The sequence below is a fragment of the Burkholderia sp. JPY481 genome (genome assembly GCF_038900515.1).
GTDB classification, from domain to species: Bacteria; Pseudomonadota; Gammaproteobacteria; order Burkholderiales; family Burkholderiaceae; genus Paraburkholderia; species Paraburkholderia youngii.
This window is the reverse complement of record NZ_JAYMRT010000002.1, coordinates 72041-94832: the sequence shown is the minus strand read 5'-3', so window position 1 is coordinate 94832 and position 22792 is coordinate 72041. Positions and strand designations below refer to the sequence as shown.

The following is a 22792-nucleotide window of genomic DNA, read 5'->3' as shown; positions in this document are numbered from 1 at the left end:
TGAGATGGCGGGTGCCGAAGGTGCGCGTCCGCACGGAGCGCGTGCGATTAAGCGGGCATTGTTACGCACGCCGCGGCTGGCGCGGCATGTAAAACGGGACCACGCGGGTCGGATTTACACGGACGGACGCGCGATGCCAGGGTGACGCTCACGTGGCAACCATGTGGCACGCGCGTGGCATTTGCATGAAATTCATGCGAGCGCCGCGCAATGGCCGAGTCACGAACCCAGCAGCCCCGCCGCGATGTTCACGCACAAGCCGAGCACCGCGACGTTGAAGTAGAACGACAGGACCGATTGCGCGAGTGTCGCGCGACGAATTTCGCGCGAGCGCAGCACCACGTCGGAGGTCTGCGACGCGACCGCGATCGTGAACGAGTAGTACAGGAAGTCCCAGTAATTCGGCAGTAAATGATGATCGGGAAATTTCAGCGCGGTCTCTTTCGCGTCGGCGTCGTAGTAGAGGCGCGCGTAGTGCAGCGTGAAGATCGTCGGAATCAGAAACCATGCGCCGATCAGCGTCAGACCGGTCAGCAGGTAGTGCCAGAAGGTCGTTGCGCCGCCCGAGCCCTTGGCCGACGCGAGTTCGAGCACGATCGCGGCGATGCTTGCGATCGTCGCGACGCAGATCACGATCAGTACGACGCCCGCGTTTTCGTCGTCGCGTATCGCGTATTCGCGCACGCGGTGCTCGTCGGCGAGAGCCATGTGCACCCAGATCATCAGCAGGTAGCTCCAGATGGCCGCGTCCCAGCCGATCAGTGTGCGCGCCATCGGACTCGTATGAACGGGCACGAGGAACGCGACGACGATCCCGATCACGAGGCCGATCACCGTGCGGGGCCGATTGCGAAGAACCTGCGGATAGTAGTTGATGGCCATGAGTCGAGATGTACGGCGAAGTATAGGGCAGTCGGTGTCGCGGATTCTACGCGTGCAACGAGGACCGATTGTCGAATGGTGGGTCACAGGCTATAGTCTTTCGCAGCGGCCTTGCGCGCCGCTTTCAGTTGAAAGGCGATTGGCAGAAAACGGCAGTAATCGTTGCCATTTCGCTCATGCATGCAACACCACACATGCGGCGCGCGTGAATCGCGCGCACGATTCGAGACCGCTGAAGCGGCGTCAGACCAGGTTTGGGGAAGAGCAAACGAAGCGGCACGCGAACGGCATCATGCCTTCCGAGTGCGGCTCGTCGAGAACGACTCATCATCTGGAGCCCCCATGACAGATGTTCCTGAGGATAACGATGCGCATCCCTACATGACGCATCGGCAAGGAGCGAAGTCCTATCGCAATGCCACGCGTTTCACCGGTTTATCCCAGTCGTTTTCCGCTTCGCGCAGGGCCTGGGTGCTCGGTTCGTGCGCGGCGGCCGCGGCGCTCGCGTTCGCCGGCGCGAGCCGTTCGCTGTCGTGGCTCGCGCCCGTCTTCGCCGCGACGCCGCCAGCCGGCGGCGGACTCGATGCCTTCCTCGCGCTGTCGCAACACCTCACCGGTCGTAGCAGTTTCGACACCGTGCTCGGCCAGCGTGTCTACGATGCGCTGTCGCGGGCCGATAACCAGTTCGCGCAGAACGTCGCGGCGCTGAATACGTGGCTGCAAGGCCACGGCGGCGTGCCGTCCGATACCGTCACGCAGGCGCTGCAGACCGACCATCCGGCGCTTGCGAAAGCGGTCGGCGCGATCATGCGCGCGTGGTATCTCGGACTCGTCGGCGACATGCCGCACGTCCAGGTGGTCGCGTATGAAAAGGCGCTGATGTTCGAGCCCGTGCAAGACGTGCTCACGATTCCCTCTTATTGCCGCGACGTGCCGTTCTACTGGACGCAGAAGCCGCTGCACGCGTGAGCCGCGCGGGCCCGCTAGCGGGCCACGCCAGCAGCGCACGAACAAAGCCCGCAACAGGCAGGGCACCGAAGAGAGAAACGATGGCAAACACACAATCCGCCGATATCGTCGTGGTCGGCTCGGGCGTCGCCGGCAGTCTGGTTGCGCATCAACTGGCGCTGGCGGGCGCGTCGGTGATGCTGCTCGAAGCCGGGCCGCGCATTCCACGCTGGCAGATCGTCGAGAACTTCCGCAACTCGCCGGCCAAGTCCGACTTCGCGACGCCGTATCCGTCGACGCCTTACGCGCCGCATCCCGAGTACGCGCCCGCGAACAACTACCTGATCCAGAAGGGCGATTATCCGTACAACTCACAATACGTGCGGCTCGTCGGCGGCACGACGTGGCACTGGGCGGCCGCCGCGTGGCGGCTGCTGCCGTCGGACTTCCAGTTGCACAAGCTGTATGGCGTCGGGCGCGATTGGCCATATCCGTACGAAACGCTCGAGCCGTGGTACGTCGCCGCCGAAGTGCAGCTCGGCGTGTCCGGTCCGGATAGTTCGATCGATCTCGGTTCGCCGCGCTCGAAGCCCTATCCGATGCAGCAGTTGCCGCTGTCGTACATGGATCAGCGTTTCAGCGACGTGCTCAATGCCCAGGGCTTCAAGGTCGTGCCCGAGCCGGTCGCGCGCAACAGCCGGCCCTACGATGCGCGACCGACCTGCTGCGGCAACAACAACTGCATGCCGATCTGCCCGATCGCCGCGATGTACAACGGCGTGATCCATGCGGAGAAGGCCGAGCAGGCCGGCGCCAAGCTGATTCCCGAAGCGGTCGTGTATCGCATCGAAGCGGACGACAAAGGGCTCATCACCGCGGTCCACTACAAGGACCCGAACGGCAATAGCACACGCGTCACCGGCAAGCTCTTCGTGCTCGCGGCGAACGGCATCGAAACGCCGAAGCTGATGCTGATGTCGACCTCGGACAAGTTCCCGCACGGCGTCGGCAACAGCTCCGATCAGGTCGGCCGCAACCTGATGGACCATCCGGGTACCGGCGTCACGTTTCTCGCCAACGAACCGCTGTGGCCCGGCCGCGGTCCGATGGAGATGACCTCGATCGTCAACTTCCGCGACGGCGCGTTCCGCTCCGACTACGCGTCGAAGAAGCTGCATCTGTCGAACGGCGTGCCGACCATGGGCGTTACCGCCGACCTGCTGAAAAGCGGCCTGACCGGCGCCGAGCTCGACCGGCAGATTCGCGACCGCGCGGCGCGCACGCTGAGTATCAACAGCTTTCACGAACATCTGCCGGAGCCGCAGAACCGCATCGTGCCGTCGGCCGATCACAAGGACGCGCTCGGCATTCCGCAGCCCGAGATCTACTACTCGATCAACGACTACGTGAAGAAGAGCGCCGCCGATACGCACGAACAGTACGCGAAGATCGCAGCGCTATTCGGCGGCAGCGAGGTCTCGTTCGACGACAGCTTCGCGCCGAACAATCACATCATGGGCACGACGATCATGGGCAGCGATGCGGCGAGTTCGGTCGTCGACGCCGACTGCCGCACGCACGATCATGCGAACCTGTTCATCGCCAGCAGCGGCGTGATGCCTACCGCCGCGTCGGTGAACTGCACGCTGACGATCGCGGCCTTGTCGCTGAAGCTGGCCGACAGGCTGAAGCGCGAAATCTGAGCGCTGACCGGAGAGCCACAAATGCTGAAGAACATCTCTCGCGTGCAGCCGGATTCTGCGCGGATGCACGTGGCCCAGCGCCGCCGCTTCGGCGGCGCGGCGCTCGCGGCCGCGTTTTCGCTGTTCGCGCTGTCGATTGCGTGGCACGAGTCGCACGGCCCCGACGCAGTTTCGACCGACGAAATGCCGATCACCCAGGCGCGCGCCGACGACGCGGCGCAGGCGTCGGACGGCGGCCAGGCGACGCTCGACGGCAGCGCCAGGAATGGCGAACTCGTGAAGCGCGGCCAATACCTGACCCGTGCCGCCGATTGCGCGGCCTGCCATACGGCGGACAAGTCGCGCCCATTCGCGGGCGGCCTGCCGATCAGCACACCGTTCGGCACGATCGTGACACCGAACATCACGCCCGATCCCGACACCGGCATCGGCCGATGGAGCGACGCCGACTTCATGCGCGCGATGCACGAAGGCATCGGCAAGGGCGGCGAGCGGCTCTATCCGGCGTTTCCGTACACGGCCTACACGCGCGCGACCAATGAGGACGTGCTCGCGATTCGCGCTTATCTGAACACGCTGACGCCGATTCACTACACGCCGCCCGCGAACAGTCTCAAGTTCCCGTTCAATCAGCGCTGGCTGATGGTGTTCTGGAACATGTTCAACTTCACCGAGGGGCGCTTCGTGCCGGACCCGAAAAAGAGCGCCGAATGGAACCGAGGCGCGTATCTGGTCGAAGGGCTTGCGCATTGCGAGGAATGCCACACGCCGCGCAATTTCATGCAGGGTCTGCAGTCGAGCGCGCGTTTCTCCGGTGCGGTGCAGGCCGGCTGGCATGCGTTCAATATCACGCCGGACAAACTGAGCGGCGTCGGCGACTGGCGCGACGACGAACTCAGGTCATATCTGTCGACCGGCGCGGCGCCGGGCCGCGCGAACGCTGCCGGACCGATGGGCGAGGTTGTCGCGAATAGCACGCAGTATCTGACGCCGGTGGATCTGCGCTCGGTCGTCGAGTTCTTGCGCTCGGTGCCGGCCGTGAGCGGCGGTGACGCGCGTCCCCGTCATCAATGGGGCAATCCCGCCAACGATGTCACCGCGCTGCGCGGCACCGCGATCACCGGCGTGAACGGCGCGCAGCTGTTCGTCGCCAATTGCGCGACCTGTCATAACTGGACCGGGCAGGGCGTGGGTGCGAGCGCGCCGGGCGCGTATCCGTCGCTGCTCCACAACTCGACGGTCGGCGCGAACGACGCAAACAATCTCGCGTTGGTGATTCTGCACGGCGTGAACCGCGCGACCGCGCACGCGGACGTGCTGATGCCCGCGTTCGGCGGCCATCTCGACGACGAGCAGATCGCGGCGATCACCAACTACGTGACGAAACAGTTCGGCAATCCGCAGGCGACGATCACGACCGGCCAGGTGGCGAAGCTGCGCACGCTGCAATAGCACGCGAGGCGACTCGCGCGCGCGGCAGGAGTGACTCACGAAAGCGTGCATTTCCGGTAACGCATACCGCGAACGTGTCGTTTTAGCGTCGTTTTTGCGTCGTTCGATCTCTTTCTTGCTCAATGAAGCGCGCCGATACGATAGGCACCCCGCATACGCGGGCGCGTCGGCGGCATTATCATGATGAGATGAACGCCACCCCCGCCAACTTCGTTCAGCATCACGACGCCAACGAGGCCGGCCGCGATTTCGTGGTCGGCGATCTGCACGGCTGCGTCGATGCGTTGCGTTACCTGCTGCGTCAGATCGCGTTCGATCCGACGTGCGACCGGCTGTTTTCGGTCGGCGATCTGGTGGATCGGGGCGAGCACTCGGAGCAGGCGCTCGCGCTGCTCGCGAAGCCGTGGTTCTATGCGGTGCTCGGCAATCACGAAGACGCGCTGTGCGCGGTCGCCGACGGCCGCTTGCGGCGGCAGTGGTGGTACGGCATCGGCGGCGCGTGGGCGGCCAACGTGCCCGACGAACGTCTGCGTTACTACGCCGAGCATCTGCGCACGCTGCCGCTCGTGCGCGTGGTCGGCAGCGGCAAGACGCGCTTCAACGTTCTGCACGCCGAATTCTTCGGCTCGGACGCCGATCTCGACGCGGGCAATTATTCGGCCGCAACGCGCCAGCAATTACTGTGGGGCCGCGAGCTCGCGCTCGGTCATGGCGATCCGCTGCGGCAACGCGGACTGTCGCTGACCTATTGCGGCCATACGCCGGTGCGCGACATCACGCAGATCGGCTCGCAGGTGTTCATCGATACCGGCGCGTTCGGGCCGGACGGCACGCTGACGATCGTGCAGCCGCAGGCGCTGCGCCGCTGGTCGATCTCGGTCGAAGCCGCTCGCGCGGAAGGCGCGGCGGAACTGGCCTTGCCTTGAGCGGCTGAAGTTGCCACGCGGCTGCGCTGCTCTCCTGTCAGCCGACCTGGTTCAACTCGAACACCATATCCACGCTCGTGCCGTTCCAGTTGTATTCGAGGTATGCCGCGTGATGGCAGTCGCGCAGCAGCGCCGTGCGGAACGCCGCGAGGCATTCGCCAGCGCTGTCGCGCACCGACGGATAGACGATGCCCGGCGCACCCGCCTCGCGCACCGCGCGCCCGAGCGCCTGCCCGGCAACGTAGTCGTCGGGCGATAGCACGGCTGCGTCGAGCTCGGGGTCGCGACGCAAGTCGACCACGCTGCCTTGCGCGGCTACCGTGTAAAGACGCATCTGCTGACGCATCGGCGGCTCGGCGGTCGCTTTGAGAAACTGACCGGTGTGATAGCGCGTTTCGGCGATCGCCGTCTCGCGTGAACGCGCGCAATAGAACACGCCGTAGGTGCCGTCGGAAAAGCGGCTGCCAAGCGGATTCAGATGCGTGAGCGCGGCCATGATCGGCCCGTAGCCCGGCCCGAAGCGGCGCTCCTCGCGCGGCACCAGATCGAGTTCGCCGATTTCGGTGCGCAGACGGTCGTTGGTCATTGCTTCGAGCGCGTACAGCGCTTCGAAATCTTCCGGCGACGCGACCCGATCGAACAGATTGATGGCCGGGAAGCGCGTCGGAATCACGCGATACGCGGGCGTCCAGTCGAGCGCGGCGCTGGTCCAGCGGTCCTGCCATTGCGGATTTGTCACGCCCAGCCGCCTCGCATTGCGTCGAGATACTGGCGCACGGCCACGAGATCGCTGATGTTGCCCGCCAGCATGCGGTCCAGCGCGCGTTTGCCGCCGAACGGCGGTGCGCTATTGGGGCGTTTGACCCAAGTGTCTGCGGCGTTGGGCTGCGGCAGCAGAATCTGCAGCGCCTTGTAGATGCCAAGCAGCAGCGACAGTCGCTCCAGCGTGTCGTGGCTGAGGCGTGCGGTCTCAGGCGTCGCTCTCCACTTGAAGAACGTCGAGCGGCCCGGCTTGCCGAGCAGCACGATCTGCTCGTCGGCGCTCAGGTCCCAGTCGCGCGCGATGTTGAAGAACGCACGCAGACCCGCCGCGGACATTTGCGTTAGCGTGGGTTCCGAAAGCGATCGTCGCGGCGACGCCTCGGGCGAGGAAATTCGGGCAGCGTGAGCCATTTCGGGTAAGTCCCTATGTGTACTTTTTAGTGATATTAGTCCATAAATGGATTTTTGCAAGAGAATATAATCCCGGCTCGTTTGGGCAGTCGTCGATCAGGAGAGCAGCAGATGCGGGTTCGAGCAGTGGCAGCGGCGCTGGCCGTGTGGTGTGTGTCGCAGGTGGCGTTGGCCGCCGGTTATGCGGAAGTATGGAATCCGCCGGAGGCGAGCGGACACGTTGTCAGGCAGGCGCACGCGCGGAAAAAGCCTGAGGCGACGAAGGTGAAGGTGAAGGCGGGCACGCAGAGTGGCGTCAAGTCCAAGGCCGGTGCGCATGCGCAGCAGGCGGCCAGTGTCCGGCACGCGGCGCCTCGCGTCGCATCGGCCGGCGCGAGCCACGGCGGCAACGTCGCGGCGCATGGCGGCGGCGTGGAAGTCGCGGCGTCGAGCCGGAACCGGTCGCACGCCACCGTGACCGCGCGGGCCGCGCAGCACGCGCAGCCGCATGTGCAACTGGCGCACGCAAAGCCGGCTCAGGGCAAGGTCGTGCGCGCCGATTTCGCGGCAGTTCACACCGCGCGTCCGCATGTGGACAAGGTTGCGGCCCAGCCGGCGGTTTCCCGTGCGAATCCGATCAGGCCCGCTACGCAGACTTCGCCGGACACGTCCGCAAACGTTAGCGGCGTCGCGCCGATGGGCTCCGTGCCCAATCCGGCGACCGCCAGCAGCGGTTCCCTGCCGCCGATCATCCACTGAGACTCCTTCGAGCGGTGCCGCGTGGCGTGGCATCGGTCGACGTGTCACGCCGCGGCGAGGCCGTTTGCGAGCAGCCGCAGCGTTTCCGCCGAGCGAGCCTCGCGTACGCGCGAATGCAGCGTTACACGCGATTCCGGTAGCGCAGGCAGGCCGAGCCGCACGCCGACGTCGATCAATCCGCGCGGCGCAACCCGGCGCGCGAGCGGCGACACGGCGAGCCCGGCGGCCACGGCCGCGCCCACCGCCGCGACACCACCCCCCACAAACACCTCCTGCCATGCGACCCCCGCCGCTGTGAGCGTGCGCAACGCGACGTCGCGCACGTTGCACGGCGGGCTCAATAGCGCGAGCGCCAGCGGCTCATCGAGTCGCGGTAGCCATGTCGGCGTCGCCAGCCAGCCGAGCGGTTCGCTGAACAGCGTCTGCGCGTCGTCGCGCGGCGGTTCGTCGGCGCCGTAGCGGACGATCGCCGCATCGAGCCGGCGTTCGTCGAACTGCGCGAGCAGCGCCGCCGACGTGCCCATATGCAGCTCGACCACCAGACCCGGATCGTGCGCGTTGAGCCGGCCTAGCAGGTGCGGCAGATCGGGCCCAGCGACGTGCTCGCTCAGCCCGAGCACGAGCCGCCGCCGCTCCACCGACAGCGCGCCGAGCGCGCGCTCGTGCGCGTTCAGCAACTCGCGCGCGGCGCCGAGAAACGCCTGGCCGTCGGCGGACAGACGCACGACGCGCGGCGTGCGCTCCAGCAACTGCTTGTCAAGGTGCGCCTCCAGTCGCTTCAATTTCAGGCTGACGGCCGATTGCGTGGTGTCGAGCGCGTCCGCGGCGCGCGTGAAGCTGCGCAGATCGGCGACCAGCACGAAGGCCCGCACGGCATCGAGATCGAGGACTTTCATTTCGAATGGAAATGGATGAAATAAGCATGGATATCTGTTTATTATGATCGAGCGCGCCTAAGCTGTGTTCATTCCAACACCGCAACAAGGAACCCATCATGCCGCTCACCCGAATCTCACTGCGCGCCGGCAAGCCGGCCGACTATCGCCATGCGCTGACCGCCGGTATTCAACGCTCGCTGGTGGACACGTTCAACGTGCCGAAGGACGACATGTTCATGCTGATCACGGAGCACACGGCCGACAACATGATCTACGACCGGCAATACCAGAATATCGAGCGCGGCGACGATCTCGTCGTGATCCAGCTCACCGTCAGCAACACGCGCTCGGTCGAGCAGAAGAAGGCGCTGTACCGGCGCATCGTCGATGAACTCGGGAAGTCGCCCGGCGTGCGGCCCGAGGATGTGTTCATCAATCTCGTCGAGGTCGAGAAGGAGAACTGGTCGTTTGGGAATGGGATTGCGCAGTACGCGAGCCGTCCCGACTAGCGCCCTGATCTCTACATTTCAACAAATGTTGAAATGTAGAGATGGAGTGGATATAGTGTCTTCATGGACACGATCAATGCCGTACGCGCGCTCGGCGCGCTCGCTCACGAATCCCGTCTCGCGATCTTTCGCCAGCTCGTCGTTGCCGGTCCCAAAGGCATGGCGGCTGGCGAAATAGCGCAGCAATTGGGCATTTCGCCTTCCGGCCTTTCATTCCACCTGAAAGACCTGACCCACGCCGCACTGGTGAATCCGCGGCAGGAAGGGCGCTTCGTCATCTACACCGCGAACTTCGACGCGATGACGTCGCTGATCGGCTTCCTCACAGAGAACTGCTGCTCCGGTACCTCGTGTGCCGCCAGCGACCTTCCCAACTGCTGCCCGGACGAAACATGAAACGCATGCACATTCACGTGGCTGTCGACAATCTTGCCGACAGCATCCGCTTCTACAGCGCGATGTTCGGCAATGTCGAGCCGACGGTCATCAAGAGCGATTACTGCAAGTGGGAGTTGAGCGACCCGGTCGTGAACTTCGCGATCTCGCAACGCGGGGCGAAGCCTGGCGTCGATCACATCGGCATCCAGGTCGAAACCGACGAGGAACTGGCAGAGATGAACGCGCGTTTCGCCGCCGCTGAAGTTCCCGTGCAACATCAGAGCGGCACGACATGCTGTTACGCGAAGTCGGACAAGGCATGGACAGTCGATCCGCAAGGCGTGGCTTGGGAAACCTTCCGGACGCTCGAATCGGCTCCGATCTATGGGCAATCTCATACCCAGGCATTGGCAGCGAACGAACCCGCGGCAGCCTGCTGCGTTCCGTCGCAGACAAGCATTTCATTTCGGAGCCGCACGTGAGCGGCAAACCGTATTCCGTGCTGATTCTCTGCACTGGCAACAGCGCCCGCAGCATCATGGCTGAGGCGCTGTTCAACGTGCTCGGCAAAGGCCAGTTTCGCGCGTACAGCGCGGGCAGCCATCCGTCCGGCGCAGTGAATCCGTTCGCGATCGAGAAATGCGCGGCGCTTGGCTACGACACCGCGAAGATGCGCAGCAAGAGCTGGGACGAGTTCGCCACGCCCGGCGCGCCGCGGATGGACTTCGTCATTACCGTATGCGATCAGGCTGCGGGCGAGGTCTGCCCGATCTGGCCCGGCGAGCCGGTCAGCGCACACTGGGGCTTTGAAGATCCCGCAGCCTGCCACGGAACCGACGACGAGAAGCGCCAGGTTTTCGACAAGGTCTATCGACAGATCATGAACCGCGTGAACCAGTTCGTGAACCTGCCGCTGCATGCGCTCAGCCACGACACGATCGAGCGCGAAATGCGTGCGATCGGCGAGCGTCCGGCAGAGGAAACCAATGAGTCGCGCTGACGCTCGTGCAGCCGCGCGCCCAGCTATCGGCTTCTTCGAGCGCTATCTGACAGTGTGGGTCGCGTTGTGCATCGTGGCAGGCGTGATCCTCGGCCAGATCTCGCCCAACGTGTTTCAGGTGCTCGGGCGCATGGAAGTCGCGCACGTGAACCTCCCGGTCGGCGCGCTGATCTGGGTGATGATCATCCCGATGCTCATCAAGATCGACTTCTCGGCGATGAAGCAGGTCGGCAGCCAATGGCGCGGTATCGGCGTGACGCTCGCGGTCAACTGGCTCGTCAAACCGTTCTCTATGGCCGTGCTGGGCTGGGTGTTCATTCGTCATGTGTTCAGGCCGTGGCTGCCCGACGGGCAACTCGACAGCTACGTCGCGGGTCTCATTCTGCTCGCGGCCGCGCCGTGCACGGCGATGGTTTTCGTGTGGTCGCAGTTGTGCAAGGGCGATCCGTATTTCACTCTGTCGCAGGTCGCGCTGAACGATTCGATCATGGTCGTAGCGTTCGCGCCACTCGTCGCATTGCTGCTGGGGCTGTCCGCGATTACGGTGCCGTGGGACACACTGATTGCTTCGGTTGGCCTGTATATCGTGTTCCCGGTCATCTTCGCGCAACTGCTGCGCCACCGCTTGCTTCGAAAGGGCGAAGAGCATTTCCTTAGTGTCGTTGCCCGTCTCGGTCCCTGGTCCATCTGCGCTTTGCTCTTGACGCTGGTCCTGCTGTTTGCGTTTCAGGGTCAACAGATCCTCGAGCAGCCGCTGGTAATCGCGATGCTCGCCGTGCCAATCCTGATCCAGGTGTTTCTGAACTCGGGACTGGCCTACCTGCTCAACCGCCAGTTGGGCGTCGCGCATTGCGTCGCTGGCCCGTCGAGTCTGATTGGCGCGAGCAACTTTTTCGAACTCGCCGTGGCCACGGCGATCAGCCTGTTCGGTTTTCATTCGGGTGCCGCGCTCGCGACCGTGGTCGGCGTCCTGATCGAGGTCCCGGTGATGCTGCTCGTCGTGGGCGTCGTGAAGCGTTCGCAAGGATGGTACGAATCAGGGCAGCGAAAAATCGCGCCCGCCTTGGGGAGAAACGGACCGTGATGAGTGACCTGCCGAACGTCAGCCCTTTGCACCTCGACATACCGGACGCGGACAAGCTGGCACCCGTGACGATTTCGGCGCATCCGCCACGCATCCTGCTGCTGTATGGTTCGCTGCGAGCAACGTCGTATAGCCGGTTGCTGACGCTCGAAGCCGAGCGCATCCTCCGGCATTTCGGCGCTGAAACTCGGGTATTCGACCCGCACGGCTTGCCGCTCGCCGATAGTGTCCCGGCAGACCATCCGAAAGTCGTCGAACTGCGCAAGCTGTCCGAATGGTCGGAGGGGCAGGTTTGGTGCAGCCCGGAGCGCCACGGCAATCTCACGGCCGTATTCAAGAATCAGATCGACTGGCTGCCGCTCGAAAGCGCGGGAATACGGCCGACCCAAGGCCGCACGCTGGCTGTGATGCAGGTGTGCGGAGGTTCGCAATCGTTCAATGCGGTCAACGCGCTGCGCGTGCTTGGCCGCTGGATGCGGATGGTGACCATCCCCAATCAGTCGTCGGTCGCGAAGGCATACCAGGAGTTCGATTCCGATGGCCGGATGAAGCCCTCGTCCTACTATGACCGCGTGGTCGATGTGATGGAAGAGCTGTTCAAGTTCACGCTGCTGGTGCGGGACCGTTCCGACTATCTGACCGATCGGTACAGCGAGCGCGAGGAGGCTGCGCCGATGCAGGGGAGCCTGCTTGCAGGCGCGGCGATGCGGCACGAAATCAGCTCCAATGCCGACACCGACGACAGCGAAACCGAATGAACCCTTAACCCGAGCACCTGCATGCCCGGCTGAAGACGCGGGTGCTGGCGTGGCCGAGCGGGCTGGCTAGTGCTTACCCCACCGCCAGCGTGGCGGCTCGCCCTTCAGCCAGCACACGAGCGCGAGAGCCGCGGTTAATAGTGCGACCAGCAACGCGAACATGAGCGGATGACCCGCGGGATGAAAGCGGAAAGCGACCACCCCGAGCAACACGAGATACGCGAGCAGCGTCACCCATCCTTGCCAGCGCACGGGAAAGCCCCAGCCCCAGCCATAGCGTTTAGCCGGGAACCAGTAGTGATCAGAGAGTGGCATCGGGCGGTCTCCTGATTCGGGCTTTTGCTCATTGTCGACGATTCACGGTCGATAAGTGCAAGCATTGCATCTTCCGCGCCGTGTCACGCGTGACTATGTTTCGTTGACCAGTTTCAACCCGAGTCCATCGACAGGAAACGCTCCATGCAACCCGCAACCGAACAAAAAACCGTGCTTCTGATCGGCGCCTCGCGCGGCCTCGGCTTCGCAATGGTCGAGGAGTACCTGAAACGCGGCTGGCGAGTCATCGCCACCGGCAGGCAAAATTCCACGAGCCGGCTCCTTCAGCTTGCGAAGGCGTCACCTGCGGCGCTCGAAGTCGAAACGGTCGACATCACGATTCCCGAACAGGTCGCCGCGCTGCGCGGCCGCCTCGAAGGACGCCCGATCGACATGCTCTTCGTCAATGCCGGCGTCAAGAACGACGATCGCGAAACGATCGCGGATGTATCGACCGACGAATTCGTGCGCGTGATGGTGACCAACGCGTTGAGTCCGATGCGGGTCGTCGAGGCGCTGCAGGATCTCGTTCGGCCGAGCGGCACGATCGGCGTGATGTCGTCGGGGCAGGGCAGCGTCGCCAACAACGAGAACGGCAACTACGAGGTCTATCGCGGCAGCAAGGCCGCGCTCAACATGTTCATGCGCAGCTTTGCCGCGCGTCATCGAAGCGACACCAAAACCCTGCTGCTGATGGCGCCCGGCTGGGTGCGAACCGACCTGGGCGGCCCGGACGCGCGTCTGAGCATCGACGAAAGCATCCCGAACCTGGTCAGCACGATCGACGCTTACGAAGGCCGCACCGGTTTGCATTACCTCGACTACCTCGGCAGAGTCGTGCCGTGGTGAGCCGCGAGCGCAGCGGCCAGCGGCGCAAGAGCGCGTCGCTATAATGATTTTCCGCCCGACCACGTACGCTCGACTACTGTCCGTCATGACCACCGACCGCCCCGATCCTCCGCGCGACGCTCTCGAACTCGGCGGCTCCGTCTGGTTTCAAGCCGGCACGCAGACGCTCGGCGGCGCGGCCCGTATCGCGCTGCTCGCAGCGATTGGCGAGACCGGCTCGATCACGAGCGCGGCGAAGGCGGTCGGCATCAGCTACAAAGGCGCGTGGGATGCCATCGACACGATGAACAACCTCGCCGGCGAGCCGCTCGTCGTGCGTCTGACCGGCGGCAAGGGCGGCGGCGGCACGACGCTGACGCCGCGCGCGGTGAAGCTGATCGACACGTTTCGCGCGGTCGAGCGCGAGCATCGGCGCTTTCTCGAACGCGCCGGCGCGGCGATCGGCGAAGGCTTCGCGACGGACTGGGACCTGATCGGCCGCATCGGCGTGAAGACGAGCGCGCGCAATCAGTTCTACGGCACGGTGTCGACGATCGAGCGCGGCACCGTCAACGACGAGGTGTCGCTCGCGCTGCCCGGCGGCCACACGATCGTCGCGGTGCTCACGCACGAGAGCACCGAAGCGCTCGGGCTCGCGGTCGGCGTGGCGGCGTTTGCGCTGATCAAGGCGTCGTGGGTCGTGCTGCTCGTTGCGGGTGACGGCGATGGCGATGCGCCGTTGAAGCTGTCGGCGCGCAATCAGTTGCGCGGCACCGTGCAGAGCGTGAAGCGCGGCGCGGTGAACGCGGAAGTGTCGCTCGGGCTCGAAGGCGGCGCGGTTGTCACCGCGATCGTCACCAATGGCAGCGTCGACACGCTCGGTTTGCAGGAAGGCGCGAGTGCGGTCGCCGTGTTCAAGGCGTCGAGCGTGATACTCGGCGTGAAGGATTGAGGCTTGCCGGGGCGTAGTGGAGGCGCAAGCCAAGCCTCGAAGCGAGGGCGCCAAGCCGCCCGCTCAACGAGGTGACGCCTCGCTGCGCGCATACCCGGGAAAAGGATGATCCTCGAGCACGCGGCCGTCGCTGATCTGCACGACCTGATCGCCGAATGCGGCGACGTCGTCGGGATCGTGCGTGATCAGCACCATCGGAATGTCGAGCCGCGTTTGCAGGTCCGATAGCTCGCGCCGCATGCGCTGGCGCAACTGGCTATCCAGCGCGGAAAACGGCTCGTCGAGCAGCAGCAGGCGCGGCTGCGAAATGAGCGCGCGCGCGAGCGCGACCCGCTGCTTCTGCCCGCCCGACAGTTGCGCCGGATGATTGCCCGCCACGCCCCTCAATTCGAGCGCGTCGAGCCAGTAATCGACCTCCGTGTGCGCGCCGCGCGCGCGCGGATTGAGCCAGCCCTGGTGTAGCCCGAAGCCGATGTTTTGCCGCACGTTCAGATGCGGAAACAGCGCGTAGTCCTGAAACAGATACGCGATCTTGCGCGCCTGCGGCTTCTGATCGATACCGACCGCGCTATCGAACAAGGTGGTGCCGTGCAGGGTGATGATCCCTTCATCGGGACGCAGCAAGCCGGCGATCGCCTGCAACGTCAGGCTTTTACCCGCGCCCGACGGTCCGAACAGCACGAGCCGTTGCGTGTTCGCGCTGAACGCGATGTCGAGCGTGAAGCGCCGCTCGGCGGTCTCGAAGGTCTTGCGGATGGCGACGTTGAGCGGCATGTCAGCGGGCTCTCAGAAGCGTGTGCTGCGGCACGAGGCGTCCCGCGAGCAGCAGGATCGTCACGCACGCGACCGAGGTCACGAGCACGAGGAAGTTGGCGGTGCGGTCGTCGCCGGCCTGCACCGCCGAATAGACCGCGACCGACAGTGTCTGCGTGCGGCCCGGCAGGTTGCCCGCGACCATCAGCGTCGCGCCGAATTCGCCGAGCGCGCGCGCGAACGCGAGCAGGCCGCCGGCGAGGATGCCGCGCGCGGCGAGCGGCAGCGTCACGCGGAAAAACACCGCGGGCTCGCTGATCCCGAGCGTGCGCGCCGCGTGCTCCAGCTGCGGATCGACGCCTTCAAAGGCGGCGCGCGCCGACTTCAGCACCAGCGGAAACGCGACCACCGTCGACGCGATCACCGCGCCCTGCCACGTGAAGACGAGCTGGATGTCGAAGCGGTCGAGCCACGCGCCGATCACGCCGCGTCGGCCGAGCAGTACGAGCAGGTAGTAGCCGAGCACGGTGGGCGGCAGCACGAGCGGCAGCATCAGCAGCGAATCAATCACGTCGCGCGCGCCGGAGCGCCAGCGCGACAGACCGAGCGCCACCGCGACGCCGAGCACGAGATTGAGCGCGGTGGCCCAGCCCGCGACCTTCAGCGACAGCAGCAGCGGAACCCAGGCCTGTTCCATGAGCGTGTGCTCTCCGTGTGAATCAATGCGCCGGCTTGAAGCCGTACTTCGCGAGCACCGCCTGGCCGGCCGGCGACAGCACGAAGTCGATAAATGCCTGAGCGTCGGCTGCGTGATGGCTGCCTTCGACCTGCGCGATCGGATAGGTGATCGGCGTTTGCGTCGGCAGGCTCATCGCGACCTTGACCTTGTCGGGCATGATCGCGGCGTCGGTGCCGAACACGAAGCCGGCGTCGACTTCGCCGCGCGCGACGTAATCGAGGCTCTGACGCACGTTCGACGCAAGCACCGCCTTCGCGTTGACCGCGTCCCACACGCCCGCGGCCTGCAGCGCGCCCTGCGTGTAGCGGCCGACCGGCACCGAGGCCGGATCGCCGAATGCGACGCGCTTGACGTTCGCGGTCGTCAGCGCCTTCAGGTTGGCGGGAGCGAGATGACTGTCGGCCGGTACGATCAGCACCAGCGAGTTGGCGGCGAAGTCGCGCCGCGTCGCCGGCACGATCACCTTTTCTGCGGCGGCCTTGTCCATTGCCTTCTGATCGGCGGACGCGAAAACGTCGGCGGGCGCGCCTTTGACGATCTGTTGCATCAGCACGTCGGACGCGCCGAAGTTCAGCAGAACCTTGGTGCCCGGATGCTGCTGCTCGAACGCGTCGCCGACCGCCTTGAACGCATTGGTCAGACTGGCGGCGGCCGAGACCACCAGTTCATCGGCGTGCGCATTCACGCTGACCACGACGGAGGCAGCGGCTGCGACGCACAGCGCGTACTGCTTCAGATGGCGAGAGAGGGTCATGTAGGCTCTGGAGTCTGACGTGAACGGGAAGCAGCGGCTTAAAACCCTATCGTAATGTATGCGCGGTTATAGCGGTGGGCGAAACGATCGATTCGGTGTTGCGCTTCGCGCATAGCGCGAGCGCAAGCGAAGCGTTACGAAACTGTAAAAGGAAGCTCGAAAACGCGCCGGAAGGGCCGGTGCAGCGTTCAGATGTCCGACGCGCGCATCGGCTCGAGCCTATTGCGAGTTTGCGACAGCGGCGCGGCCGATGGCCGAATGATGCGGGTGGACCGCCATGTCGCGCGAATGAACGGCCGGTCGTGGCCGGACACCTTCAGCGCGATATGCGTGACCCAGCGCTGCGTGGGCACGTGCACGCCATGCATCAGCAGTGCGAGCACCATCATGCTGACGGCGACCGGCAGCGCCGACAGCCGGTCCGCTTCCGCATTCCACGCGATTCGCACGAACGCGAGCGCGGCAAGCGCGCCGACGAGGCAGCCAGTCACCGCTTCGGACGGCGAATGCGCGCTCAGCACGACGCGCGACAAGCCCACCGCCAGGCCGGCGGCAAGCCCTGCAAGCACACCCAGCACCCGGATGGCGCGGCGCGCAGGCAATAGCATCAAAAATAACGCGACCGGATAGACGGCGGTGGACAGCATGGAGTGACCGCTGACGCCGGTGAAATCGAGTTCGCGCACGCCGACGCCCCACCCGAGGAAGGCGAGCTTGGTCACGGTCACGACGCCGATCGCCGTACCCAGCAGTGCGAGCCAGCAGGCCGCGAGGCGCCACGAGTAGCCGACCGCCAACCACAGCGCTATGGCGAACGCGAGCGGCAGCGTCAAGCCGGCGCCGCCGAGGCTAGTGATCGAATACCACAGGTGGATCGGTAAATCGGGCATGGGCGAAGCGCGACGGGGTCGCGTGAAATCGGGTTGGTGGAAATCGGCGCGCTGCCGGCGCGGAACGCCGCTGCGGCCAGGATCGACACGTCGGGAAATCAACCGCCAGTATAGTCGGGTGTCGCGCGAACGGTCTCGCGGCGCACGGCGCATTTGCGCGCCGAAGTGTGGGCTGCCGAACAGCTATCGACGCAGTTTGACGACAGGCCGCAGGCAAGGTTCGGGGTGACTGAAATGGGCACGAAGACCGGCGCCGACGTTCAGCAACGCAGGAAAAATGATGTTATTGTGCATTGCACAACTTCATCTGATCCGCAGTATCTGGGGTCCGTTTTTGTCCCTTTTGCGAGGCTATCGCCGATGGCAAAAAGCCTGTCGAAAATCTGGCTGCGCGGTTTCAAGCGCCTGCTCGCGATCCAAACCGAACACGCGCAAAAAACCGCCAAGCGAGTACAGGCGCGACCGGCTCGCGCCGCTACCACCAAACCGTCGAGCAAGGCTCATCCACTGAAGCCGACTGCCGCGCTGCGCAAGCCCGCGAAACGCGAAGCGCCGCGCGAGTCGCGCGTGCGTCCCCGGGCGGCCGCATGGGCGAGCGGCGCGTGGACGCGCTCGTTCCATTCCGCGCCGGCCGCGCCGGGCCGGCTGGTCAATCATTTGCAGTACGGGCTCTATATACCGTCCGGGCACGCGCACGAGGCGATGCCGCTCGTCGTGATGCTGCACGGCTGCACGCAGTCGATCGACGAGTTCGCCGAAGGCACGCGGATGAACCTGCTCGCCGATCGCTACGGCTTCGCGGTCGTGTACCCCGAACAATCGAAGCACGCGCACTCGCACCGCTGCTGGCATTGGTACGACGCCGGCGACAACGCGGGCGGCGCGGAAGCGCGCGCGGTCGTCTCGCTGGTGGATGCGCTGGTCGAGCAGCACGGCTTTGACCGCGAGCGTGTGTACGTGGCGGGGATTTCGGCGGGCGCGGGGCTGACGGCGCTGTTGGCCGTCAGGTATCCGCAGCATTTCGCCGCTGTCGCGCTGCATTCCGGCCCCGCGTTCGGCGAAGCCCGCTCCGGCATTACCGCGATGGACGTCATGCGGCGTGGCGCGCGTCGCGAGCCGGTTGAACTCGTCGACGAAACGACGAACGTCGCGCAGTACCCGGGGATGCCGGCATTGATCATCCATGGCGACGCCGACCATGTGGTCACGCCGGTCAACGCCGACCAGTTGGCGACACAGTTCGTGCGCCTGAACCGCCTCATCGACGCAAACGGCGCGCGCAAAGCCGGCGAGACGCGCGAAGACCGCAAAAATGGCGTCGTGGTGCGCGATTATCTGCGCGGCGGGCGGCGCGTGGTGCGCGTATGTCGCGTGCAAGGGCTCGGTCACGCATGGGCCGGCGGCGACGATGCGCTGCCGTTCCATTCGTCCAAGGGCCCGGACGCGAGCGCTATGTTGTGGGAGTTTTTCCGGCACCAGCGTCGCACGGACGCAGGCCGCATCGCGGAAGGATTCGCGGCGTCTTCGGCTGGGCGGTGACGTCCGAGCAACACCTCGAAAATGAACAGTAGCGCGAACTCAGGGTTTTCCCTATAATACGGGTTATCCCTTAGGCGCAAACGCCTAGCTATCATTGCCGAGGTGAACCATGTATCTGCTCAGCCGCCTGTTCCTCTTTTTGACCAAGTCGCCGGACCAGCTCGCAAAAGAGCGTGCTGACGCTTATCTGGCCGAAGCGACCGATCTCTACGACCTCGAATTCCGTATGCGCAAGCTCGATCAGGAATCGAACCTGCGTGCGCCGTCGTGGATGAGCCAGCACTACGGCTAAGCAGCCGGATTCAGCTGCCACAACGCGTAGTTCAGAAGGGCCGCATACGCGACCCACACGACGTACGGCACGAGCACAATGCCCGCGAGGCGATCGCGTCGCCAGAACACATACGTCAGCATCACGATCAGCAGCAGCAAGATCAGGATGTCGATCAGTGCTATCTGCGGCCGATGCAGGCCGAAAAACAGCCACATCCATGCTGCGTTGAACAGCAACTGCACGACCCACAGTACGATCGCCGCGCTCGGGCCGTCGCGCTTCCACACGCGCCAGGCGGAAAACGCCATCAGCACGTAAAGCACGGTCCACACGGGCGGGAAAACCCAGTTCGGCGGATTGAACACGGGCTTTTGCAGGCCCGTGTACCACGCATCCGGCAGCGACAGACTCGCGGCCCAGCCGGCCGCCAGCGTCAGAATCAGAAACACGAGCAGCGACGGCAGACGGCGCATCTTCACCCCTCCAGACGTTCTTATTCAACGATGTGAGCAGGCACTCACTTTCCGTATCGGGCCAGTGTGCGCTCGCGGGCTTGTGCGTGATCGACGATCGGCTCGGGATAATTTCCGCCTAACACCACGCCGAACTCCGCGAGCCGCTCCGCACCTGCCAGCCACGGCGCGTGAATCCATTTTGCCGGCAACTTGGCGAGCTGGGGTAGATATCGTTTGATAAAGCGTCCGTCGGGGTCGAATTTTTCGGATTGCGTGACCGGATTGAAAATACGGAAGTAAGGTTGCGCGTCGCAGCCGGTCGAGGCGGCCCACTGCCAGCCGCCGTTGTTCGCCGAGAAATCGAAGTCGTTCAGCAGATCGGCGAAGTAGCGCTCGCCGAGCCGCCAGTCGATGCCGAGATCTTTCGCGAGGAAGCTCGCCGTGACCATCCGCAGGCGGTTGTGCATATAGCCGGTCCGGTTCAACTGCAGCATCGCGGCATCCACGAGCGGATAGCCGGTGCGGCCGTCGCACCAGGCGGCGAACGCTGCGTCGGCCGAGGGACCTTTTTCCCAGCGCAAATGCTCGTATTCCGGTTTGAACGGCGCGCCTTTCGCGATGCGCGGATGGTGCGCCAGGACCATGAAGTAGAAGTCCCGCCAGATCAGTTCCGACAACCACGTTGCCGCGCCTTTGCCGTCGGGTTGCAGCGACATCTCGTACGCGAGCCGTGCGAGTGTGCGGATCGATATCGTGCCGAAGCGCAGGTGCACCGACAGATAGCTCGGCCCCTTGGCGGCGGGGAAATCACGCCTGTCCGCGTAGCTATCGATGCGCGTCAGAAAATCGTCGAGCAACTGTTGCGCGCCGCTCATGCCGGCGGGCAGTTGCAAGTCCGTCAGGTTGCTCGGCGTGAAGCCGAGCTGATCGAGCGTGGGCAAGCGACGATCGAGCTCGCGCGGCAGCGCCGCCAGATGCTTCGTGTAGGTCTCCACCGGGTAGGGCTTGAGATCGAACCCGTTCAATTGCTTGAGCCACGCGTTCCTGTACGGCGTGAAGACCGCGAACGGCTTGCCCTGGCCGTTCAGCAGCTCGTCGCGCTCGAAAATCGTCTGGTCCTTGAACGTTAGCCACTGCCGGCCCGCATCCTCGAGACGCTCGCCGACTGTCGCGTCGCGTTCGATCGCCACTGGCTCATAGTCGTGATTCGCGAACACCGCATCGACGCGCAACTCCGCCGCGAGCTTCGGCACCAGCTCGGCCGGATCGCCGTATAGCACGACGAGGCCGCCGCCGAGCGCGCGCAACGCGTCGTCGAGTTCAGCCAGTGACGCGAGAATGAAGTCAATGCGGCGATCCCGCACCGGCTCACCTGGGTGGCGCGTCTGCCAGGCATCGACGATTGGCTGCAGGATCGTCGTGTCGAACACGAACACGCACCAGACGCGCTCGCAATGCTTGAGCGCGTAGTACAGCGCGGCATGGTCGGTGCTGCGCAGATCGCGGCGAAACCAGACGAGGCCGGCGTCGAAACTGTCGTGCAGGCGGCGGGCGCGTGTCATCGGGAAGAGCGGTCGGAATGAAGGTAGTTGACGACCGGCATCGCACATAGCGTGCCGCACGCGCCAGAATGATCAGCGCCCGTCCCAATTGTGCAGGGTGCGGGCGCTGCTCGCGACGGCGCCGGGTAATGCGCCGTCAGCGGTTCTTCCCTGGCGGTGCTGATCGGCGCGACGGCCGACCTCACCTCAAGCGACGTGCAGACGAACCGCGACGTTGTTACGCGTAGCGTTCGAGTACGGGCAGACCTGGTGTGCCGCATCGACCAGTTCCTTCGCTGCGTCCGCAGCGAAGCCCGGCAGCGAGATACGCAGATCGATGTCGAGCGCGAAGCCGCCCTTGTCGTTCGGGCCGATGCCGACGTCGGCGGAAACCTGCGTGTCGGCCGGCAGGGCCTGCTTGCGCTGGCCGGCGACGAACTTCATGGCGCTCAGGAAACAGGCCGAGTAGCCGGCCGCGAACAGCTGTTCAGGGTTCGTGCCTGCCGCGCCATTCCCGCCGAGCTCACGCGGCGCGGCCAGCTTCACTTCCAATGCATTGTCCGACGATACGGCGCGGCCGTCGCGGCCACCGGTGCTCGTTGCGCTTGCCTTGTAGAGGATGTTCATGGTGCAGCTCCTTGTTTTGGGTGTCGAAGTTGGCATGTTTGCCGCTGGCTGCCGGTTCGCCGGTCTGGCGAAGTGCTAGCGAAGCGGCATGTGAGTAAGATAGTACACAAATCATTTGTGTGCAAATTAATTTTGCGGTTAAACCGGAACTAGTCCGTTTCAGTTATCGCACTACTGGTCCATAAAGTCGTTGAGCGTCGTGCGCAGGCGGGTGAGGTCGTCGCGCAGACGCAGCAGGAAGTCCGGCGACTGCTGCGTCGCGCAGAGGATCTCGCCGGGCACGTCGCGCGCCTGACGCTTGAGCGCTTTGCCCGCGCCGGTCAAGCGAATGTAGACGAGGCGCTCATCGTCGGTGCCGCGCGCGCGCTCGACGAGTCCCTGCGCTTCGAGGCGCTTGAGCAGCGGCGTGACCGTCGCCGGGTCGAGATTCAGACGCGTGGCCATGTCCTTGACGGTGACGTCGTCGGTTTCCCACAGCACGAGCATCGCCAGATATTGTGGATACGTGAGTCCGAGCTTTTCGAGCAGCGGCTTGTACGCTTTCGTCATCGCGAGGGAGGTCGAGTAGAGCGCGAAGCACAGTTGCTCGTCGAGCGTGAAGGGGAGAGCGGGGCGCTGGGTCATGATCCACCTCGGCAAAAAAAAGCGTACAAATGGATTGCACACAAACCATTGTGCCGCAAATCGATTCAGAAT

At 64.6% G+C, this 22792-nt stretch carries 28 protein-coding genes; 15 read left to right on the top strand and 13 right to left on the bottom strand.

Annotated elements, in window-relative coordinates; all coding sequences use genetic code 11:
* Positions 1 to 219: 219 nt before the first annotated feature.
* Complete coding sequence (locus VSR82_RS05800; protein ID WP_429456451.1) at positions 220 to 882, bottom strand: DUF1345 domain-containing protein; 663 nt, start codon at positions 880 to 882, stop codon at positions 220 to 222.
* Between the two features lie 342 nt (positions 883 to 1224).
* Between VSR82_RS05800 and VSR82_RS05795 the strand changes: the two genes are divergently transcribed.
* From VSR82_RS05795 to VSR82_RS05780, 4 genes are all read left to right on the top strand, one after another.
* Positions 1225 to 1851, top strand: a complete 627-nt coding sequence (locus VSR82_RS05795) for a sugar dehydrogenase complex small subunit (RefSeq protein ID WP_429456453.1) — start codon at positions 1225 to 1227, stop codon at positions 1849 to 1851.
* An 80-nt stretch (positions 1852 to 1931) separates the two neighbouring features.
* Positions 1932 to 3533 carry a GMC family oxidoreductase gene (locus VSR82_RS05790; protein WP_429456455.1) on the top strand — a complete coding sequence of 534 codons (1602 nt, stop codon included), beginning with the start codon at positions 1932 to 1934 and terminating at the stop codon, positions 3531 to 3533.
* Between the two features lie 21 nt (positions 3534 to 3554).
* On the top strand, positions 3555 to 4985 hold the full coding sequence (locus VSR82_RS05785; RefSeq protein ID WP_429456457.1) for a cytochrome c: 1431 nt from the start codon (positions 3555 to 3557) through the stop codon (positions 4983 to 4985).
* 188 nt (positions 4986 to 5173) lie between these two features.
* Positions 5174 to 5911: a metallophosphoesterase gene (locus VSR82_RS05780; protein ID WP_410848793.1), complete on the top strand. Its 738-nt coding sequence runs from the start codon at positions 5174 to 5176 to the stop codon at positions 5909 to 5911.
* 37 nt (positions 5912 to 5948) lie between these two features.
* Here VSR82_RS05780 and VSR82_RS05775 read toward each other — a convergent pair whose 3' ends face one another.
* Entirely contained in the window at positions 5949 to 6650 is a 702-nt protein-coding gene (locus tag VSR82_RS05775) for an RES family NAD+ phosphorylase (RefSeq protein ID WP_429456459.1), read from the bottom strand.
* The gene (locus VSR82_RS05770; protein ID WP_368584143.1) at positions 6647 to 7009 is read right to left on the bottom strand and encodes an MbcA/ParS/Xre antitoxin family protein; all 363 of its coding nucleotides are present in this window, start codon (positions 7007 to 7009) and stop codon (positions 6647 to 6649) included. The genes VSR82_RS05775 and VSR82_RS05770 overlap by 4 nt, the downstream gene beginning before the upstream one ends.
* Positions 7010 to 7195: 186 nt before the next feature.
* On the opposite strand from VSR82_RS05770, the gene VSR82_RS05765 reads away from it, so the two are divergent.
* Positions 7196 to 7822, top strand: a complete 627-nt coding sequence (locus tag VSR82_RS05765; protein WP_429456461.1) for a hypothetical protein — start codon at positions 7196 to 7198, stop codon at positions 7820 to 7822.
* A gap of 44 nt (positions 7823 to 7866) precedes the next feature.
* Here VSR82_RS05765 and VSR82_RS05760 read toward each other — a convergent pair whose 3' ends face one another.
* The gene (locus VSR82_RS05760; RefSeq protein ID WP_429456463.1) at positions 7867 to 8718 is read right to left on the bottom strand and encodes a LysR family transcriptional regulator; all 852 of its coding nucleotides are present in this window, start codon (positions 8716 to 8718) and stop codon (positions 7867 to 7869) included.
* Between the two features lie 98 nt (positions 8719 to 8816).
* Between VSR82_RS05760 and VSR82_RS05755 the strand changes: the two genes are divergently transcribed.
* From VSR82_RS05755 to arsH, 6 genes are all read left to right on the top strand, one after another.
* The gene (locus tag VSR82_RS05755) at positions 8817 to 9209 is read left to right on the top strand and encodes a tautomerase family protein (RefSeq protein ID WP_429456465.1); all 393 of its coding nucleotides are present in this window, start codon (positions 8817 to 8819) and stop codon (positions 9207 to 9209) included.
* 63 nt (positions 9210 to 9272) lie between these two features.
* Entirely contained in the window at positions 9273 to 9605 is a 333-nt protein-coding gene (locus VSR82_RS05750; protein ID WP_368584139.1) for an ArsR/SmtB family transcription factor, read from the top strand.
* Entirely contained in the window at positions 9602 to 10069 is a 468-nt protein-coding gene (locus VSR82_RS05745; protein WP_429456468.1) for an ArsI/CadI family heavy metal resistance metalloenzyme, read from the top strand. Before VSR82_RS05750 ends, VSR82_RS05745 begins: the two co-directional genes overlap by 4 nt.
* Positions 10066 to 10587: an arsenate reductase ArsC gene (locus VSR82_RS05740; protein WP_429456470.1), complete on the top strand. Its 522-nt coding sequence runs from the start codon at positions 10066 to 10068 to the stop codon at positions 10585 to 10587. Before VSR82_RS05745 ends, VSR82_RS05740 begins: the two co-directional genes overlap by 4 nt.
* Positions 10574 to 11671, top strand: a complete 1098-nt coding sequence (gene arsB, locus VSR82_RS05735) for an ACR3 family arsenite efflux transporter (RefSeq protein ID WP_429456472.1) — start codon at positions 10574 to 10576, stop codon at positions 11669 to 11671. Before VSR82_RS05740 ends, arsB begins: the two co-directional genes overlap by 14 nt.
* Positions 11668 to 12429, top strand: a complete 762-nt coding sequence (gene arsH / locus VSR82_RS05730) for an arsenical resistance protein ArsH (protein ID WP_429456474.1) — start codon at positions 11668 to 11670, stop codon at positions 12427 to 12429. Before arsB ends, arsH begins: the two co-directional genes overlap by 4 nt.
* 66 nt (positions 12430 to 12495) lie before the next feature.
* On the opposite strand, the gene VSR82_RS05725 is transcribed toward arsH, so the two are convergent.
* Complete coding sequence (locus tag VSR82_RS05725; protein WP_368584134.1) at positions 12496 to 12744, bottom strand: hypothetical protein; 249 nt, start codon at positions 12742 to 12744, stop codon at positions 12496 to 12498.
* A gap of 144 nt (positions 12745 to 12888) precedes the next feature.
* Between VSR82_RS05725 and VSR82_RS05720 the strand changes: the two genes are divergently transcribed.
* On the top strand, positions 12889 to 13593 hold the full coding sequence (locus tag VSR82_RS05720) for an SDR family NAD(P)-dependent oxidoreductase (RefSeq protein ID WP_368584133.1): 705 nt from the start codon (positions 12889 to 12891) through the stop codon (positions 13591 to 13593).
* Between the two features lie 85 nt (positions 13594 to 13678).
* On the top strand, positions 13679 to 14524 hold the full coding sequence (locus VSR82_RS05715) for a TOBE domain-containing protein (RefSeq protein WP_368584132.1): 846 nt from the start codon (positions 13679 to 13681) through the stop codon (positions 14522 to 14524).
* Positions 14525 to 14587: 63 nt separating this feature from the next.
* Here the strand turns inward: VSR82_RS05715 and VSR82_RS05710 are convergent, their stop codons facing one another.
* The 4 genes from VSR82_RS05710 to VSR82_RS05695 form a co-directional block, all read right to left on the bottom strand.
* Positions 14588 to 15298 (bottom strand): sulfate/molybdate ABC transporter ATP-binding protein, encoded by a 711-nt coding sequence (locus tag VSR82_RS05710; protein WP_498857519.1) that lies wholly within the window; start codon positions 15296 to 15298, stop codon positions 14588 to 14590.
* A gap of 1 nt (position 15299) precedes the next feature.
* On the bottom strand, positions 15300 to 15974 hold the full coding sequence (modB, locus tag VSR82_RS05705; protein WP_429456479.1) for a molybdate ABC transporter permease subunit: 675 nt from the start codon (positions 15972 to 15974) through the stop codon (positions 15300 to 15302).
* A 22-nt stretch (positions 15975 to 15996) separates the two neighbouring features.
* Positions 15997 to 16770, bottom strand: a complete 774-nt coding sequence (modA, locus tag VSR82_RS05700) for a molybdate ABC transporter substrate-binding protein (protein ID WP_429456481.1) — start codon at positions 16768 to 16770, stop codon at positions 15997 to 15999.
* 188 nt (positions 16771 to 16958) lie between these two features.
* The gene (locus VSR82_RS05695) at positions 16959 to 17660 is read right to left on the bottom strand and encodes a phosphatase PAP2 family protein (protein ID WP_429456483.1); all 702 of its coding nucleotides are present in this window, start codon (positions 17658 to 17660) and stop codon (positions 16959 to 16961) included.
* Between the two features lie 360 nt (positions 17661 to 18020).
* Here VSR82_RS05695 and VSR82_RS05690 point away from each other — a divergent pair, with 360 nt between their 5' ends.
* The gene (locus tag VSR82_RS05690) at positions 18021 to 19199 is read left to right on the top strand and encodes an extracellular catalytic domain type 1 short-chain-length polyhydroxyalkanoate depolymerase (RefSeq protein WP_429456485.1); all 1179 of its coding nucleotides are present in this window, start codon (positions 18021 to 18023) and stop codon (positions 19197 to 19199) included.
* A gap of 109 nt (positions 19200 to 19308) precedes the next feature.
* Positions 19309 to 19491 carry a DUF3563 family protein gene (locus tag VSR82_RS05685; RefSeq protein WP_176378905.1) on the top strand — a complete coding sequence of 61 codons (183 nt, stop codon included), beginning with the start codon at positions 19309 to 19311 and terminating at the stop codon, positions 19489 to 19491.
* On the opposite strand, the gene VSR82_RS05680 is transcribed toward VSR82_RS05685, so the two are convergent.
* From VSR82_RS05680 to VSR82_RS05665, 4 genes are all read right to left on the bottom strand, one after another.
* Entirely contained in the window at positions 19488 to 19946 is a 459-nt protein-coding gene (locus VSR82_RS05680) for a TspO/MBR family protein (RefSeq protein ID WP_368584126.1), read from the bottom strand. The genes VSR82_RS05685 and VSR82_RS05680 overlap by 4 nt on opposite strands.
* Positions 19947 to 19990: 44 nt before the next feature.
* Entirely contained in the window at positions 19991 to 21490 is a 1500-nt protein-coding gene (locus VSR82_RS05675) for a cryptochrome/photolyase family protein (protein ID WP_498857518.1), read from the bottom strand.
* Between the two features lie 186 nt (positions 21491 to 21676).
* On the bottom strand, positions 21677 to 22096 hold the full coding sequence (locus VSR82_RS05670) for an organic hydroperoxide resistance protein (RefSeq protein ID WP_429456490.1): 420 nt from the start codon (positions 22094 to 22096) through the stop codon (positions 21677 to 21679).
* Positions 22097 to 22267: 171 nt separating this feature from the next.
* Positions 22268 to 22720, bottom strand: coding sequence for a MarR family winged helix-turn-helix transcriptional regulator (locus VSR82_RS05665; RefSeq protein ID WP_429456492.1), 453 nt, complete (start codon positions 22718 to 22720; stop codon positions 22268 to 22270).
* Positions 22721 to 22792: the final 72 nt, after the last annotated feature.

Excerpts from the sequence above, each read along its gene's own strand:
- VSR82_RS05665 (WP_429456492.1), bottom strand. The coding sequence starts at position 22,720 with ATGACCCAGCGCCCCGCTCTCCCCTTCACGCTCGACGAGCAACTGTGC.
- VSR82_RS05755 (WP_429456465.1), top strand. The coding sequence starts at position 8,817 with ATGCCGCTCACCCGAATCTCACTGCGCGCCGGCAAGCCGGCCGACTAT.
- VSR82_RS05685 (WP_176378905.1), top strand. The coding sequence starts at position 19,309 with ATGTATCTGCTCAGCCGCCTGTTCCTCTTTTTGACCAAGTCGCCGGAC.
- VSR82_RS05680 (WP_368584126.1), bottom strand. The coding sequence starts at position 19,946 with ATGCGCCGTCTGCCGTCGCTGCTCGTGTTTCTGATTCTGACGCTGGCG.
- VSR82_RS05725 (WP_368584134.1), bottom strand. The coding sequence starts at position 12,744 with ATGCCACTCTCTGATCACTACTGGTTCCCGGCTAAACGCTATGGCTGG.
- VSR82_RS05770 (WP_368584143.1), bottom strand. The coding sequence starts at position 7,009 with ATGTCCGCGGCGGGTCTGCGTGCGTTCTTCAACATCGCGCGCGACTGG.
- modB (WP_429456479.1), bottom strand. The coding sequence starts at position 15,974 with ATGGAACAGGCCTGGGTTCCGCTGCTGCTGTCGCTGAAGGTCGCGGGC.
- VSR82_RS05710 (WP_498857519.1), bottom strand. The coding sequence starts at position 15,298 with ATGCCGCTCAACGTCGCCATCCGCAAGACCTTCGAGACCGCCGAGCGG.
- VSR82_RS05750 (WP_368584139.1), top strand. The coding sequence starts at position 9,273 with ATGGACACGATCAATGCCGTACGCGCGCTCGGCGCGCTCGCTCACGAA.
- VSR82_RS05695 (WP_429456483.1), bottom strand. The coding sequence starts at position 17,660 with ATGCCCGATTTACCGATCCACCTGTGGTATTCGATCACTAGCCTCGGC.
- VSR82_RS05670 (WP_429456490.1), bottom strand. The coding sequence starts at position 22,096 with ATGAACATCCTCTACAAGGCAAGCGCAACGAGCACCGGTGGCCGCGAC.
- VSR82_RS05690 (WP_429456485.1), top strand. The coding sequence starts at position 18,021 with ATGGCAAAAAGCCTGTCGAAAATCTGGCTGCGCGGTTTCAAGCGCCTG.
- VSR82_RS05800 (WP_429456451.1), bottom strand. The coding sequence starts at position 882 with ATGGCCATCAACTACTATCCGCAGGTTCTTCGCAATCGGCCCCGCACG.
- VSR82_RS05745 (WP_429456468.1), top strand. The coding sequence starts at position 9,602 with ATGAAACGCATGCACATTCACGTGGCTGTCGACAATCTTGCCGACAGC.
- VSR82_RS05790 (WP_429456455.1), top strand. The coding sequence starts at position 1,932 with ATGGCAAACACACAATCCGCCGATATCGTCGTGGTCGGCTCGGGCGTC.
- arsB (WP_429456472.1), top strand. The coding sequence starts at position 10,574 with ATGAGTCGCGCTGACGCTCGTGCAGCCGCGCGCCCAGCTATCGGCTTC.
- VSR82_RS05795 (WP_429456453.1), top strand. The coding sequence starts at position 1,225 with ATGACAGATGTTCCTGAGGATAACGATGCGCATCCCTACATGACGCAT.
- modA (WP_429456481.1), bottom strand. The coding sequence starts at position 16,770 with ATGACCCTCTCTCGCCATCTGAAGCAGTACGCGCTGTGCGTCGCAGCC.
- VSR82_RS05760 (WP_429456463.1), bottom strand. The coding sequence starts at position 8,718 with ATGAAAGTCCTCGATCTCGATGCCGTGCGGGCCTTCGTGCTGGTCGCC.
- VSR82_RS05715 (WP_368584132.1), top strand. The coding sequence starts at position 13,679 with ATGACCACCGACCGCCCCGATCCTCCGCGCGACGCTCTCGAACTCGGC.
- VSR82_RS05675 (WP_498857518.1), bottom strand. The coding sequence starts at position 21,490 with ATGACACGCGCCCGCCGCCTGCACGACAGTTTCGACGCCGGCCTCGTC.
- VSR82_RS05780 (WP_410848793.1), top strand. The coding sequence starts at position 5,174 with ATGAACGCCACCCCCGCCAACTTCGTTCAGCATCACGACGCCAACGAG.
- VSR82_RS05720 (WP_368584133.1), top strand. The coding sequence starts at position 12,889 with ATGCAACCCGCAACCGAACAAAAAACCGTGCTTCTGATCGGCGCCTCG.
- VSR82_RS05765 (WP_429456461.1), top strand. The coding sequence starts at position 7,196 with ATGCGGGTTCGAGCAGTGGCAGCGGCGCTGGCCGTGTGGTGTGTGTCG.
- VSR82_RS05785 (WP_429456457.1), top strand. The coding sequence starts at position 3,555 with ATGCTGAAGAACATCTCTCGCGTGCAGCCGGATTCTGCGCGGATGCAC.